The sequence below is a fragment of the Micromonospora sp. NPDC049004 genome, assembly GCF_040649315.1.
In the GTDB taxonomy this organism is placed as follows: Bacteria; Actinomycetota; Actinomycetes; order Mycobacteriales; family Micromonosporaceae; genus Micromonospora.
The window spans coordinates 53,941-68,681 of record NZ_JBEZFG010000016.1; the positions used below are offsets into that span (position 1 = coordinate 53,941).

A 14,741-nucleotide genomic window follows, 5' to 3' on the forward strand; every position below is an offset into this window, starting at 1 on the left:
GTCATCAGGCAGATGCCCTGATCGACGGCCCTAACACGAACTCCATCAGCACGAACAGGATAACCAGGAGCACAAGGGAGGCCAGGTCGATGCTCACGGTACCAATTCGCAGCGGAGGGATCACACGCCTCAACGCGTTGAGAGGGGGATCAGTGACGCTCCACACGGATTCCAGTCCTGCCGATGCGCCGCGTCCCGGCTGCCACCGCCGGCCGTACTGGAGGACGGCGCTCAACACGAACCGGGACAGAAGAAGAAGCAGGAAGACATAAAGGACCAGGTACAGCACTTGCAGTAAGATCGACAACACGGTCAGCGACGTCCCTCGGGTCGGGCGGGGTCAACTCAGGCTGAAAAAACCGCCCTCAGCGATCTTGGCCTTGTCCTCCGCGGTGACCTGGACATTGGCCGGTGAGAGCAGGAACACCCGATTGGTCACGCGCTCGATCGTACCGCGCAGCCCGAACGCCAGACCGGCCGCGAAGTCAACCAGACGGCGGGCGTCCGCCTCATCCATCTCGGTGAGATTGATGATCACTGGTACGCCGTCGCGGAAGTGCTCACCGATGGTGCGCGCCTCGCGGTACGTGGTCGGGTGCAGCGTGGTGATCTGGTACCGCTGCTCCTCCTCGGGCACGGCCACGCGCTCCCGCGTCACGGCCTGCGGCGCGAGGGCCAGATTGTCGCGCGTGTGGTACGTCAACGCGCCCGACGTCTCACCGGCCGAGGACCGCGTGATCGACCGTACGCTGGACCGCTCGGCCCGCTCCGGACGCTCACCGTCACCGCGGTCGGACTCGCCGCCGCGCCCGGTGGACCGCTCGGAGAGCCGACCCCGCTCGCTGGCGCGCGGCCGGGGAGCCGGTGGCTCCTCGGCGTCGTCGTCGTCCTCGTCGGCGAACTCCTCGGCGTACCGGCTCTGCCGGTAACGCGACTCGCGGTAGCCACCCTTGTCGTAGCCACCGTCGTCGTAGGCCCGCTCGTCGTCTTCCTCGACGAGACCGAGCCAGACCCCCGCCTTGCGCAGTGCACCCATCCCGCGCCCTTCCGTCCGCCGTGCGGCACTCGCCCCCGTGCCATGTCGCCCGTCGCGAGTGGACAACCATGCCCATCGGACCGGAACGGCAATCCCCCTGGCGCGCGATTCGCGTCGCGCGTCACGACCCCCACAAGGATCCGCCGCCCTGAAACAACACTGATGTAATTTGCCTGTCTCGCGGTCAGGCTACCGCAGCGTGGGACGCATTCCGAGCAACGCGCTACCGACGCGGACATGTGTCGCGCCGTATCGGATCGCGATTTCCAGGTCGCCGCTCATTCCCGCCGACAACGCTGTCGCTCCCGGATGGAGCGTCCGAAACGCCTCGGCCACCTCGGCCAGTCGGGCGAAGGCCCGCTCGGGTGGCCAACCCAGCGGCGCCACCGCCATCAGACCGGCCAACCGCAGCGCGGGGGCGTCGGCCACCGCCGCGGCGACCGCCTCCAGCCCCACGCCCTCGTCGGCCGAGTCGGGCAACGCGCCGCCGCGCGCCGGGTCGCCGTCGATGCTCACCTGCACCAGGGCGTCCAGCGGGCGTTCCCGATCCGCCGCCGCGTTACCCAGCGCGCGGGCCAACCGCACGCTGTCCACCGAGTGCACCACGTCGGCGTAGCGCACGACCGAGCGGGCCTTGTTGCGCTGCAACTGCCCGATGAAGTGCCAGCGGGGACGTACGCCGGCCGCAGCCACCTCGGCGGCCTTGCCGGCCGCCTCCTGGTCGCGGTTCTCCCCCATGTCGGTCACCCCGAGGCCGGCCAACGCCAGCACGTCACCGGCCGGGTACGTCTTGGTCACGGCGATCATCGTGACGTCGGCGGGGTCCCGGCCCGCGTCCGCGCAGGCGTCGGCGATCCGGGCCCGCACCTGGACCAGGCCCGCCGCGAGTTCGGCGCGGCGGTCCGGTCGTACCGTGGCTGAACTGTCGGTCATCGGCGGCGCTCAGGAACCGTTCTTGAGAAAGTCGGGCACGTCCACGTCGTCGAAGAGCACCCGGCGCGGCGACTGGGCCGGAGCCGGCAGGGTGGCCGGCGGCGGCACCGGGGTGCTCTGCGGCGCCGGCTGGTTCGTGTTGGTCTTGCGGGTCGGCTCGGCCGCCTTGTACGCCGGCGTGCCACCGTCGAAGCCCGCGGCGATGACCGTCACCCGCACCTCGTCACCGAGCGCGTCGTCGATCACCGCGCCGAAGATGATGTTGGCGTCCGGGTGGGCCGCGTCGGTGACCAGCTGGGCCGCGTCGTTGATCTCGAACAGGCCCAGGTCGGAGCCACCGGCGATGGAGAGCAGCACGCCGCGCGCGCCGTCCATGCTCTGCTCCAGCAGCGGGCTGGAGATGGCCGCCTCGGCCGCCTCGACCGCGCGGTTCTCCCCGCGGGCGCTGCCGATGCCCATCAACGCGCTGCCGGCGCCGCTCATCACGCTCTTGACGTCGGCGAAGTCCAGGTTGATCAGACCCGGGGTGGTGATCAGGTCGGTGATGCCCTGCACACCGGAGAGCAGCACCTGGTCGGCCGTGCGGAAGGCGTCCATCATGCTGATGTTGCGGTCACCCAGGGCCAGCAGCCGGTCGTTCGGGATGACGATCAGCGTGTCGCACTGGTTGCGCAGCTCGTCTATCCCCGTCTCGGCCTGCACCTGACGGCGCTTGCCCTCGAAGGAGAACGGGCGGGTCACCACGCCGATGGTCAGCGCGCCGAGCTTGCGGGCGATGTTGGCCACCACGGGCGCCCCACCGGTGCCGGTGCCGCCACCCTCGCCGCAGGTCACGAAGACCATGTCGGCGCCCTTGAGCACCTCCTCGATCTCGTCGCGGTGGTCCTCGGCGGCGTTCTTGCCGACGTCCGGGTTGGCCCCGGCGCCCAGGCCACGGGTCAGCTCCCGGCCGACGTCGAGCTTGACGTCGGCGTCACTCATCAGCAGCGCCTGGGCATCGGTGTTGATCGCGATGAACTCGACGCCCTTGAGCCCAACCTCGATCATCCGGTTGACGGCGTTGACGCCGCCGCCCCCGATGCCGACGACCTTGATGACCGCCAGGTAGTTGTGCGGAGGTGTCATCTCCGGTCCTTTCCTTCGAGATTGGCTTCGGCCGACCGGGTACGGCGTGGCCAGACCAGCGGCCGACGACAGCTGTCACCAGCGAGAGTCAGGGCTGAACCCTCACCCTCTACTAGAGGCTTACAGTTATGTCAACCACTGAACCTCTTCGGGGCAACGTAAGCGCCACCACGCGATGAGCCAAGGACCCGACCGGCGTGTCGCCGCCGGAGCGCGACTCGTCACGTGCGGAGCACGCTCACCCGGTCAGCGGAAGGTCACCACGTCCGGCGCGCTCACGTCGATGCGGTCGCTGTCCTCGTCGAGCAGCGCCGTGGCCACCCGCGCCTTGTCCGTACCCCGCGTGGCGTCGCCCCAGACCACCGTGCGGTCCCCGCGCAGCAGCAGGCTGATCCGGGCCAGACCCTCCACCCTCAGGTCCACCAGCTCGGCCCGCAGCTGCGGGGTCAGCGCCCCGAGCACCTCCAGCGCGGCCCGGGTGTCCGGGTCGTCGGCGGCGGGCCTGCTCACCCGCACCAGCGGCAGCCCGGCGGGGCGGCGGGCCACCGTCTGGAACGCCACGCCGCTGCGGTCGACAAGCGCGAACGCGTCCGCCTGCGGCACCACCGCCACCGCCGTCCGCTCCGTCACCCGGACCACCAGCGTGCCCGGCCAGTCCCGCGACACCGTGGCCCGCTCGACCGGCGCCAACGCACCGACCCGACGCGCGGCGGCCGCCAGATCCACCCGGGCCAGCGGCACCCCGTCGGGCACCCCCACCGCGTCGCGCACCTGCACGTCCGTGACCAGCTTGGCGCCCTCCACCGTCACCGTGCGGACCCCGAACAGCCCGGTGCCGAGGACCGTCCAGGCGACCAGAGCGAGCAGGGCCAGCACCCCGGCGGCCACTGCCCACGGCAATGCCGCCCGCATCCGACGCTGCCGGGCCCGGGCCATGAAGCGGCGGGTCGACGCCGGCACCGCGTCACTGCCGGCGCGGACCAACTGCCACCGTCGGACCGGACCGCGCCGTGGGGCGCCGCCGTCGGCGCCGCTGGTGCGCCCGCGGGCGGGGCCGGGGCTCATCCGGCCGTGGGGGCCGCGCCGTCCGGTGCGGCGGCGCCACCGAGCGCCGCCCCGTCACCGCCGGCCGTGGACCCGCCGGGCACCGGCTGACCGATCGCCGGGGTCGTGGCCACCGGGTCGACAGTCGCCCCCGACACGGAGTCGGCGGTACGCGCGCCCAGGGCGGCCAGCAGCTCGTCACCCATCAGCGAGATCGGCGGGGCGCCCATCGTCACCACCACGTCGCCCGGGCGGGCCCGGCGGACCACCTCGACCGGCGCGGCCTCCCAGGAGTCGACGAACACCTTGCGCTCGGCCGGCAGCGCCACCGCCTCGATCAGCGCCGCCGAGCCCTCACCGGGCTGGCGCAGCTCGCCCGGCCCGAAGACCTCCAGCAGCACCACCTCGTCGGCGATGGCCAGCGCGTCAGCGATCTCCGCCTGGTTGTCGCGGGTGCGGTACAGCCGGTACGGCTGGAAGACGACGATCAACCGCCCGTCGCCGGCCACCTCGCGCAGCGTCTGCATCGCCAGCGTCATCGACGTGGGGTGGTAGGCGTACTCGTCGTAGACCAGCACGCCGTCCGCGACGCCCTTGCGCTCGAAGCGCCGCCGCACGCCGGGGAAGACCGCCAGCGCGGCCTCCGCCGCCTCCAGCGGCAGCTTGAGCAGGTACGCGGTGAGCACCGCCGAGGCGCTGTTGAGCCCCATGTGCCGCCCCGGCACCGGCAGCCGGAACTCGCCCAGCGACCGCCCGTCGATCGCGGCCAGGTAGCGCACGCCGCGCGCCGAGGAGACGATCTCGGTCAACCGCAGGTCGGCGTCCTCGGCCGCGCCGTAGGTGAACACCCGCCGCCCCTCGGCGCGCAGGGTCGCCGCCAGCCGCCGACCGCCCGGGTCGTCGGCACACGTGATGATGAACCCGTTCGGGTCGGTGAGGCGGGCGAACTCCACGAACGCCGCCTCCAGCGTCGCGTAGTCGCCGTAGGTGTTCAGGTGGTCCGGCTCGACGTTCGTGATGATCGAGACGTACGGGCGGTAGATGAGGAACGAGCGGTCGCTCTCGTCCGCCTCGACCACGAAGTGCTCGCCGGTGCCGTGGTGGGCGCCCGAGCCGACCTCGGAGATCTCCCCGCCGATCACGAAGGACGGGTCCACACCGGCCTGCTGGAGCACCATCGTCACCATCGAGGTGGTGGTGGTCTTGCCGTGCGTGCCGGCGACCGCGATCGCCCGGCGGCCGGTCATCGCCGCCGCGAGGGCCTCCGAGCGGTGCAGCACCCGCAGGCCGCGTCGACGGGCCTCGACCAGCTCCAGGTGGTCCTTCGGAATGGCCGAGGAGTAGACCACGGTGTCCACGCCGTCGAGGTTTGTCGCCTCGTGGCTGAGATAGATGGTGCCGCCGAGCGCCCGCAGACCCGCCAGCGAGGGCCACTCGCGCAGGTCGCTGCCGGAGACCCGGATGCCCCGGGTGAGCAGCAGGCGGGCCACGCCGAGCATGCCCACCCCGCCCACACCGATCAGGTGGACGGCGCCCAGGTCCTCGGCGGTGAGCGTGCCGGCCGGCGTGAACTGCGCGGTCACCGGTTCACCGCCTCGAGGACGAACGAGCGCAGCGCCTCGTCGCCGTCGCGCCGCCCGTACGCCGACGCGGCGGCACCCATCGCGTAGAGCCGTTGCGGGTCCCGGATCAGCGGGATGACCGCGCGCTCCAGCCAGTCCGGGGTCAGCTCCGCGTCGTCGACGAGCAGCCCGCCGCCGGCCTCCACCACGGGCAGCGCGTTGCGCTTCTGCTCCTGGTTGCTGTGCGGGTACGGCACGAAGATCGTCGGCAGGCCGATCGCGGCCACCTCGGCGACCGTCATCGCGCCGCCCCGGGCCAGCATGAGGTCGGCAGCCGCGTAGCCCAGCTCCATCTCGGACAGGTACGGCAGTGTCACGTACGGCACCGGCAGGTCGGTGGGGATCGGCACCGGCTCGTTGCGGGCGCCCATCACGTGCAGCACCTGCACACCGTTGCGGGCCAGCTCCTTGGCCGCGCCGGAGACCGCCAGGTTGATCGAGCGGGCGCCCGACGAGCCGCCCGCGACGAAGAGCACCGGCAGGTCCGGGCGGAGCCCGAACCGGGCGCGGGCGGCGTTACGCAGCGCGTACCGATCCAGCGAGGCGATGCTGCGGCGCAGCGGCACCCCCACCACTGTCGCGTCGCGCAGCGACTCGGCCTGGCTCGGCTGGTGCGGGAAGCCGACAGCGATGTTCTTGGTGAACTTCATGCCCAGCCGGTTGGCCACACCCGGCGGCACGTTCACCTCGTGGATCACCATGGGCAGCTCACGACGCCACGCGGCCAGGTAGGCCGGCACCGAGACGTACCCGCCGAAGCCGACGACCGCGTCGGCGCGCACCTCGTCGATCACCTTGCCCGCGGCGCGGGCCGCGGTCCACATCCGGCCCGGGGTACGCACCAGGTTCATGTTCACCGACCGGGGCAGCTGGTACGCCGGGATCTGCCGCAGGTCGTAGCCCTGCGGCGGGATCAGCTCGTTCTCCATGCCCTTGGGTGTGCCGAGGCAGGTGATCCGGACGCCCGGGTCGTGTCGGCGCAGGCAGTCGGCGAAGGCCAGCAGCGGGTAGATGTGTCCCCCGGTGCCACCTCCCGCGAGCACCACCGAACGCAGCGGACCCATCAGCGTCTCCTCTCGCTCGCCGTACCCTGGCGGCTCCGGCCCTGCCGGGCGCCGCGCGGTGCGGCCTGGTCGTCCTGGCGCCGCTCGCGGGACCGGGGCACGGACCCTCGGCCAGCCGGCGGCGACGCCGGTCGGCGACGCCGACCGGGAAGCGGCGGCAACGGGGCCCAGAGTAGTCGGACCCACCGGGCCGGTGGACGGGCATGCAGCGCTCTGGCCGCATCGGGTTCGGCGCGGGCGAAGGACGCCAGCATCCCGATCGCCGCCAACGTCACGACCAGGGCACTTCCGCCGTCGGAGATGAACGGCAGCGGCAGGCCGGTGATCGGCAGCAGCCCCACGACCCCACCGATGTTGATCACCGCCTGGCTCACCAGCCAGGTGGTCACGGCGGCGGCCGCCAGCCGTCGGAACGGGTCGTCGACCCGCCGGGCGATCCGCAGACCGGTGTACGCGAGCACCGCGAACAGCGCCAGCACCACGACGCAGCCGATCACACCCAACTCCTCGGCCACGATCGCGAAGATGAAGTCGTTGTGCGCCTCGGGCAGCCAGTCCCATTTGAGGCTGCTCTTGCCCAGGCCGACGCCGAACCAGCCGCCGTGTTCGATGGCCAACCGACCCTGGTAGAGCTGGAGGCAGCCGTCGAGCTTGCACTCCTGCGGGTCGGGCGGGTTGATGAACGACGTCAGCCGCGCCAGCCGGTAGTTCTCCGCGCCGCGCTCGCCGGAGCCCGCGCCCAGCGACGCCACGGCGATGAGCAGGCCCACGCCGAGCAGGCCGATCACTGTCAACGCGCCGAAGACGCGCGTCTGTACCCCGGCCGCCCAGAGCAGGCCGACCACGAGCGCCAGCAGGCAGAGCATGGTGCCCGTGTCGTTGTAGCCGACCAGGACGAAGAGCAGGCCCATGACCGGGAAGAGCGGGGTGGCCAGCTCCCGCCACCAGCCCAGCGCGGCCCCCTTGCGGGCGATGACGTGCGAACCCCACAGCACCAGCGCGAACTTGGCCAGCTCCGACGGCTGCACCTGGATCCCGCCGACGAACAGCCAGTTCAGCCGTGCCTCGACCGGCCCGAACGCGACCGACTTCTGGTTGGTGAGCCGGCCGTAGGCCACCAGCAGGTTGAGCACCAGCAGGAGCGCCACCGACGTGAACAGCAGCGGCCGGCCCAGGGTGCGGTACGTGCTGGCGGGCAGGCGCTGACACGCCCAGAACGCCCCGATGCCGATCACCGCGAAGATCGCCTGCTTGGTCACCGACGCGGACGCGTTGCCGTCCTCGGCGTAGTCCTTCACGCTGGTCGCCGAGAAGACCATCGTCAACCCGATGAGCAGCAGCAGGCCGGCGCTGGACAGCAGCAGGTAGTAGGACGCCAGCGGCCGGTCCAGCAGGCCCCGCAGCGCGGCCAGTCCACCGGCCGCGTCCAGCCCGCGCAGCGACGCAGGCGTCTCCGTTGCCACGTCCCGCCGTGCCGCACGCGGCTCCGCGCCGCGGGTCTCGACCGACTGCTTGCCGACCTCCGTGCCTCGTCCCGCTTCCACGGTCGACGGCCGGCGCGGCCGGCCGACTGTCCTGTCCTCGGTTTCTCGTTCCTCCCCCACCCGGACATCATCACCGCTCGGCGTGCCCGACAGGTCCACAACGCCGCACCGGGCGTGTCGGGCAGGGCGCGCGGCGGGGGCGCGCGGCGGGGGGCGGCCGTCCCCACCGCGTCCTTTGCTCTGCTTCAACCCAGGCAACAGTTCGGCCACCGGAGTGTCGCCTCCGTTGAAGCAGAGCAAAGGACGTTCCGACCACCCGGGCCACCCAGTCCCTGCCCCCGCTCGTGCCCAGCAACGCGCCCGCCCCGACCTGCGCCGGGCGGGTCGGGGCGGGGTCGGGGCGGGTCGGGGTCGGTGTCGGGGCGAGGTCGGGGCCGTCAGGTCATGTTGGCGAGGAACTCGCTGTAGAACAGGCCCAGAGCGATGGCCACACCGATGCCGGCGATGATCCAGAACCGGACCACGATGTTGACCTCGCTCCAGCCGGCCAACTCGAAGTGGTGCTGCAGCGGTGACATCCGGAACACACGTTTACCTGTGGTCCGGAAGGAGATGATCTGGATCACCACGGACATCGTGATGATCACGAAGAGCCCGCCGATGATCGGCAGCAGCAGGATCGTGCGGGTGGACATCGCCATGCCGGCGATCAGGCCGCCCAGGCCCAGCGCCCCGGTGTCACCCATGAAGATCCGCGCCGGGGACGTGTTCCACCACAGGAAGCCCACACAGGCCCCGGCCGCGGCCCCGGCTATCAGCGCGATCTCCAACGGGTCCCGGACCTCGTAGCAGTACGGCTGGGTGTAGCTCGGGTCGGCGCACCAGTGGCGGTACTGCCAGAACGCGATCAGCGCGTACGCGGCGAGCACCATCACCGAGGCGCCGGTCGCCAGACCGTCCAGGCCGTCCGTCAGGTTGACGCCGTTCGTCGCGGCCATCACCACGAAGATGAAGATGATCACCGCGCCGACCTTGCTGACCTCCAGGAAGTCGATGTCCCGGATGAAGCTCAGCGTGGTGCTGCCCACGGTCTGGGTGTTGGTGGCGTTGCCCGTCGCGTCGGTCATCGTGCTCGGGAACCACAGCGCGATCACGCCGAAGACCGCTCCGACCAGGATCTGACCGAGCAGCTTGCCGCGCTTGTTGAGGCCGGCGCTGTTGCGCTTGCGCACCTTGAGGAAGTCGTCGAGGAAGCCCACCGCGCCGGAGAACACCATCAGCCCCAGCAGCACCAGCGCCGTGATGGTCGGCTCCACCTGCGCGATCTGCGCGTCCGGCAGCGTGGTCAGGGCCAGGTGGCCGGCCACGTACGCGATCACGGTGGCCAGGATGAAGACCACGCCGCCCATCGTCGGCGTGCCCTTCTTGCCCTGGTGCATGGCCGGGCCGTCGGACCGGATCGGCTGGCCGGCCTTGAGCCGGGTGAACACCTTGATCGCGATCGGGGTGCAGAACAGCGAGACGACGAAGGCCACCCCGATGGCGACGATGATGGCCCTCATCGACTGGCCTCCCCGGCAGCGTCGGCGCGCAGGGCGTCGGCCACCTCCCAGGTCCGGTACCGGGAGCCCTTGACCAGGACGACGTCGCCCGGTCGTAGCTCGCCCCGCAGCACCTCGACGGCCGCCGCCTGATCGGTGAGCAGCACCGACTCTCCTCCCCAGTTCGCTACCGCTGTCGCGCCTTCGTGGATCGGCGCGGCCGGCTCACCCACCACGAGCAGCCGGTCGACACCCAGCTCGGCCGCGAGCCGGCCGACCTCGGCGTGGCCGTCGCGCTCGAACGGGCCCAGCTCGGCCATGTAACCGAGCACCGCGACGGTACGCCTCTCACGTCCGAGGCTGGCGAGCGCCCGGAGCGCCACAGCCATCGAGGCCGGGTTGGCGTTGTACGAGTCGTCGATGACCGTCACCCCGTCGGGCCGGTCGAAGACGTCCATCCGCCGGGTGGACTTCAGCCCCAGCTCGCCGAGCGCCGTGGCCACCTCGGCCAGCGGCATGCCCAGCTCCCGGGCGACCGCGGCGGCGGCGAGGGTGTTGCCGACCTGGTGGCGGCCGGTCAGCGCGAGCCGTACCGGCGCGCTTCCCTCCGGCGTGACAAGGGTGTACGACGGGTGCCCCCGCTCGTCGAGCGTGACGTCCTCGGCGCGCAGGTCGGCGTCGGGCGCCTCGCCGTAGCGGACCACCCGGGCCCGCGTACGGCTCGCCATGGCGTCCACCCGGGGGTCGTCGGCGTTCAGCACCGCCAGCCCGTCGGCCGGCAGCGCCTCGACCAGCTCGCCCTTGGCCAGCGCGATGTTGTCCTGTGAGCCGAACTCGCCGATGTGCGAGGTCCCGACGTTGAGCACCACCGAGATGCGGGGCGGCACCAGCTCGCACAGGTAGCGCACGTGCCCGATGCCGCGGGCGCCCTTCTCCATGACCAGGTAGCGGGTGTCCGGACCGGCCAGCAGAGCCGTGTACGGGTGGCCCAGCTCGTTGTTGAACGACCCGGGCGGGGCCACCGTGGCGCCGAGGCGGGTGGTGAGTTGGCCGATCAGGTCCTTCGTGGTGGTCTTGCCCGACGAGCCGGTCACCCCGATCACGGTCAGCTCGGGCAGCCGGGCCACCGCCGCGCGGGCCAGCCGGCCCATCGCGGTCAGGGCGTCGTCGACGAGCACCATCGGCACCCCGGGCACCTCGCGGCTGCCGAGCACGGCCACCGCGCCGGACTCGATCGCCGTCGCCGCGTAGTCGTGCCCGTCCACCTTCTCCCCGGGGAACGCCACGAAGAGCGAACCGGGCCCGACCTTGCGCGAGTCGAACTCGACCGACCCGGTGACGGTGGCGGCCGGGTCGGCGGCCACGAGCCGCCCGTCGACCGCATCGGCCACCTCGGCCAGCGTCAGCGCGATCACCGCTGACCCGCCCGGTCCGGGAAGCGGGCCCGCAGCGCGTCGGCCAGCTCGGTGCTGTCGTCGAACGGGAGCATCTCGCCCGCCACCTCCTGACCCCGCTCATGGCCCTTGCCGAGCAGCGCGATCACGTCGCCGGGCTCGGCCAGTCGGACCGCCTCGTCGATCGCGTCCCGGCGACCGGCCACCTCGATGATCCGGGCGGCCGTGCCCGCCCGGTACGCCCCGGCGAGCACCTCGGCGCGGATCTGGGCCGGGTCCTCGGTACGCGGGTTGTCGTCGGTCACCAGCACCACGTCGGCCCCCTCGGCCGCGGCGGCGCCCATCACCGGGCGCTTGCCCCGGTCGCGGTCCCCGCCGGCGCCGATCACACAGATCAGCCGGCCGGCGCTCAGCTCGCGCAGCGCGGCCAGCGCGGCCACTATCGCGTCGGCCTTGTGCGCGTAGTCGACGACCCCGCGCACCGGCCCGACGACGTCGACGAGTTGCAGGCGGCCGGGCACGCCACCGCAGGCGGCCACGCCGGCCGCCGCGGTCACCGGGTCCACCCCGGCGCCCACCAGGGCGGCGATCGCCAGCAGCGCGTTTGCCACGTTGTGCCGCCCGGGCAGCGCCACACCGGCGGTCAGCGCCACGCCGTCCGGGCCGTGCGCGGTGAACCGCTGCGCGTACCCCTCGCCGTCGACGCCGTCGGCCCACCACGTCGCGGTCGGGTCGCCGGCAGCCGAGTAGCTGACCGTCGCCGGCTTGTAGAGCGGCTTGAGCGCCGGATCGTCGTGGTTGAGCACCTCGACCGCGCACCGGCCGTCGAAGAGCTGCGCTTTGGCGGCGAAGTAGTCGGCGCTGTCGGCGTGGAAGTCCAGATGGTCGGAGCCGAAGTTCGTGTACCCGCCGACGGCGAAGCGCACCCCGCCGACCCGGCCCATGGCCAGGGCGTGGCTGGAGACCTCCATGACCACTGCGGTGACGCCGCGCTCCCGGGCGGTGGCCAGCATCGCGTGCAGGTCGGTCGCCTCCGGGGTGGTCCGCACGCTGTCGATCACCAGATCACCGAGCCGGGTCTCCACGGTGCCGATCAGCCCGGTGGTGTGCCCGGCGGCGCGCAACCCCGACTCGACCAGGTACGCGGTGGACGTCTTGCCGGCGGTCCCGGTCACGCCGATCACGGTGAGCGCCGCCGTCGGGTCGCCGTACACCGCCGAGGCCAGCTCGCCGAGCACCGCGCGGGGGTCGGGCACCACCAGGGCGGGCAGGCCGCTCGCCGCCGCCAGCTCGGCGCCGGCCGGGTCGGTCAGCAGGGCCACCGCGCCGGCCTCGGCCGCGCCGACGGCGAACTCCGCGCCGTGGCGGCGGGCGCCGGGCAGGGCCGCGTACAGGTCGCCGGGGCGGACCTCCTGGCTGGCGTGGGTGGCGCCGGTGACGACCACGTCGGCGGCGTCCGCCGGGAGGTCGACGGCGAGCCGGAGGGCGAGGTCACCGAGCCGGACGCCGGTCACGGTACGTGGACGTGGATTGCCGGGCACGGCGTCAGACCCTACCCGGTCGTCCGGTTCCGGCCGCACAGCCGCCCCGGTGGTTCGTCGGCACTCACCGATGATGTCGCCCCTGCGCTGGTCAGCGCGGAAAGACCACGAACTTGGGTGCGGAACCACTCGCGGACGGCGGTACGCGGTAGTGACGCAGCGTGAACTGCATCATGTCGCGGAACGCCGGGTTGGCGATCGCCGCGCCCCCACCACCGGGCGCGTACACGAAGACCGCGATCACGTACCGGGGCTTCTCGGCGGGGGCCATGCCGATGAAGGAGGACACCTCGCCCGGTTGCTTCTTGCCGTCCACCAGACGCCAGCCGGTGCCGGTCTTGCCGGCGACCCGGTAGCCGGGGACCGCCGCCAGGGTGCCGGTGGCGCCCTCGACGGTGGTGACGGCCTCCAGCATGGTGCGCAGCGCCGCCGCGTTCTGCGGGCTGAGCACCGAGCGGGTGACCGGCGCCGGCGCGGGGGTGCGCTTGCCGTCCGGGCCGATCGTCTCCTTCACGAGGTGCGGCTGCACGTACGTGCCGTCGTTGGCGATGGTGGCGTACGCGGCGGCCATCTGCAACGGCGTGGCGTCGACGCTGTGGCCGATCGGCACCGACCCGGCCGACGAACCGCTCCACTCGTCGAGGGGCAGCAGCCGACCGCTGGCCTCCCCGGGCAGGCCCTCGCCGGTGGCCTTGCCCAGCCCGAACCGCTGCTGGTAGTCGATCAGCCGCTCCGGGCCGAGCCGGTCGGCGACGGTGATCGCGCCGACGTTCGACGAGAAGGCAAGCATCCCGGGCACGCTCATCTTGCGGCCGTTGGCCGGGTGGGTGTCGGAGAACCAGGTGTCACCCTTCTTGATGCTGTTCGCGATCGGCAGCGTCGTGTCCGGGGTGATCACCCCCTCCTGGAGCGCGGCGCCGTAGGTGATCGCCTTGTGCACCGAGCCGGGGTCGACCACGAAGCTGGTCGCGGCGTCCTCGCGGGCGACCGGGTCGCTGTCTCCCGGCTTGGCGGCGTTGTAGGTGGGGTCGCTGGCCTGGGCCCGCACCTCGCCGGTGGCGACGTCGATGATCACGGCGGCGGCGGTCGCGCCCCGCTGCCCCGCCATCCCCGCGCTGAGGATCTGTTGGCAACGGAACTGCAGGTCACGGTCGATGGTGAGGGTCAGCGAGCTGCCCGGCTTGGCCGGGGTCGTCTTGCTGTAGCCGCCGGGGATCGGCGCGGCGAGGTCACCGAGGCCCGCCTCGTACACCCGCTTGCCGTCCTGCCCGGCGAGCAGCTCGTCGTAGCGGGCCTCCAGCCCTTCCAGCCCGACCATGTCCTGGCTGGTGAAGCCGATCAGGTTGGCCGCCAGGTCGTCGCCGGGCACCTCCCGACGCTCGTCGCGGTGCACCCCGATGCCGGGCAGCTCCAGCGCCAGCACCTGCTTGGCAGCCGGGATCTCCACCCCCCGGGCCAGGTACTCGAACCGCGACGGGTTGCCGTTCTCCAGCTTGCGGGGCTTCATCAGCTCGGTGAGCTTGGACACCGGAATGCCGAGCAGCGGAGAGAGCGCCTTCGCGGTGGCGTCGGCGCCGATCCACGCGGGGTTGGACCGGTCCTCGATCAGGGTGGGGTCGGCGAACACGTACCGCGCCTCGACGCTGTGGGCCAGCGGCTCGCCCCGGAAGTCGTAGATCGCGCCGCGCGGTGCGGGCAGCTCGACCGTGCGGGTCCGGTCGGCGACGCCACCACCTGCGTACGCCGGGGTGTCGACCGCCTGCAGGAAGACCAACCGCACCCCGATGACGACGAAGAGCGCCAGGGTGAGCACCGTACCCAGGCGCAGCCGCAGCCGTGGGTCGGCGAGCTTCGGTGGACGCGGCGGCTTGCGCGACGGCCGGCGGGCCCCCGGCCGGTCGGCGCGGCCGGGCGCGCGCGGCGTGGTGCGGCGGCGCGGCGGCGGCTCGTCGCCGGC

12 protein-coding genes are annotated in these 14,741 nt (G+C 72.5%); all 12 read right to left on the bottom strand.

Annotated elements, in window-relative coordinates; translation table 11 throughout:
- Positions 1-4 precede the first annotated feature (4 nt).
- Positions 5-310 (bottom strand): YggT family protein, encoded by a 306-nt coding sequence (locus tag AB0B97_RS31455; protein ID WP_088949372.1) that lies wholly within the window; start codon positions 308-310, stop codon positions 5-7.
- A gap of 30 nt (positions 311-340) precedes the next feature.
- Positions 341-1,036, bottom strand: coding sequence for a cell division protein SepF (gene sepF / locus AB0B97_RS31460; RefSeq protein WP_357498831.1), 696 nt, complete (start codon positions 1,034-1,036; stop codon positions 341-343).
- Positions 1,037-1,225: 189 nt separating this feature from the next.
- Positions 1,226-1,969: a YggS family pyridoxal phosphate-dependent enzyme gene (locus AB0B97_RS31465; RefSeq protein WP_357498833.1), complete on the bottom strand. Its 744-nt coding sequence runs from the start codon at positions 1,967-1,969 to the stop codon at positions 1,226-1,228.
- A gap of 9 nt (positions 1,970-1,978) precedes the next feature.
- Positions 1,979-3,094 (bottom strand): cell division protein FtsZ, encoded by a 1,116-nt coding sequence (ftsZ, locus tag AB0B97_RS31470; protein WP_234588050.1) that lies wholly within the window; start codon positions 3,092-3,094, stop codon positions 1,979-1,981.
- A 246-nt stretch (positions 3,095-3,340) separates the two neighbouring features.
- Positions 3,341-4,159 (bottom strand): FtsQ-type POTRA domain-containing protein, encoded by an 819-nt coding sequence (locus tag AB0B97_RS31475; protein WP_357498835.1) that lies wholly within the window; start codon positions 4,157-4,159, stop codon positions 3,341-3,343.
- Positions 4,156-5,721 carry a UDP-N-acetylmuramate--L-alanine ligase gene (murC, locus tag AB0B97_RS31480; RefSeq protein ID WP_357498837.1) on the bottom strand — a complete coding sequence of 522 codons (1,566 nt, stop codon included), beginning with the start codon at positions 5,719-5,721 and terminating at the stop codon, positions 4,156-4,158. Before murC ends, AB0B97_RS31475 begins: the two co-directional genes overlap by 4 nt.
- On the bottom strand, positions 5,718-6,824 hold the full coding sequence (gene murG, locus AB0B97_RS31485; protein ID WP_234591417.1) for an undecaprenyldiphospho-muramoylpentapeptide beta-N-acetylglucosaminyltransferase: 1,107 nt from the start codon (positions 6,822-6,824) through the stop codon (positions 5,718-5,720). Before murG ends, murC begins: the two co-directional genes overlap by 4 nt.
- Positions 6,824-8,236 (bottom strand): putative peptidoglycan glycosyltransferase FtsW, encoded by a 1,413-nt coding sequence (locus tag AB0B97_RS31490; RefSeq protein ID WP_357498851.1) that lies wholly within the window; start codon positions 8,234-8,236, stop codon positions 6,824-6,826. The genes murG and AB0B97_RS31490 overlap by 1 nt, the downstream gene beginning before the upstream one ends.
- Before the next feature lie 509 nt (positions 8,237-8,745).
- Positions 8,746-9,870, bottom strand: a complete 1,125-nt coding sequence (gene mraY / locus AB0B97_RS31495) for a phospho-N-acetylmuramoyl-pentapeptide-transferase (protein WP_234591416.1) — start codon at positions 9,868-9,870, stop codon at positions 8,746-8,748.
- Entirely contained in the window at positions 9,867-11,264 is a 1,398-nt protein-coding gene (gene murF / locus AB0B97_RS31500) for a UDP-N-acetylmuramoyl-tripeptide--D-alanyl-D-alanine ligase (protein ID WP_357498840.1), read from the bottom strand. Before murF ends, mraY begins: the two co-directional genes overlap by 4 nt.
- Positions 11,261-12,823, bottom strand: coding sequence for a UDP-N-acetylmuramoyl-L-alanyl-D-glutamate--2,6-diaminopimelate ligase (locus tag AB0B97_RS31505; RefSeq protein WP_234591414.1), 1,563 nt, complete (start codon positions 12,821-12,823; stop codon positions 11,261-11,263). The genes murF and AB0B97_RS31505 overlap by 4 nt, the downstream gene beginning before the upstream one ends.
- Positions 12,824-12,875: 52 nt before the next feature.
- Positions 12,876-14,741 (bottom strand): penicillin-binding protein 2 (locus AB0B97_RS31510; RefSeq protein WP_357498843.1); only part of this gene is annotated, 1,866 nt, incomplete at its 5' end.

What these genes read in the sequence shown, in the direction of transcription:
- sepF (WP_357498831.1), bottom strand. Translation starts at nt 1,036, where the DNA reads ATGGGTGCACTGCGCAAGGCGGGGGTCTGGCTCGGTCTCGTCGAGGAA.
- AB0B97_RS31465 (WP_357498833.1), bottom strand. Translation starts at nt 1,969, where the DNA reads ATGACCGACAGTTCAGCCACGGTACGACCGGACCGCCGCGCCGAACTC.
- ftsZ (WP_234588050.1), bottom strand. Translation starts at nt 3,094, where the DNA reads ATGACACCTCCGCACAACTACCTGGCGGTCATCAAGGTCGTCGGCATC.
- AB0B97_RS31475 (WP_357498835.1), bottom strand. Translation starts at nt 4,159, where the DNA reads ATGAGCCCCGGCCCCGCCCGCGGGCGCACCAGCGGCGCCGACGGCGGC.
- murG (WP_234591417.1), bottom strand. Translation starts at nt 6,824, where the DNA reads ATGGGTCCGCTGCGTTCGGTGGTGCTCGCGGGAGGTGGCACCGGGGGA.
- mraY (WP_234591416.1), bottom strand. Translation starts at nt 9,870, where the DNA reads ATGAGGGCCATCATCGTCGCCATCGGGGTGGCCTTCGTCGTCTCGCTG.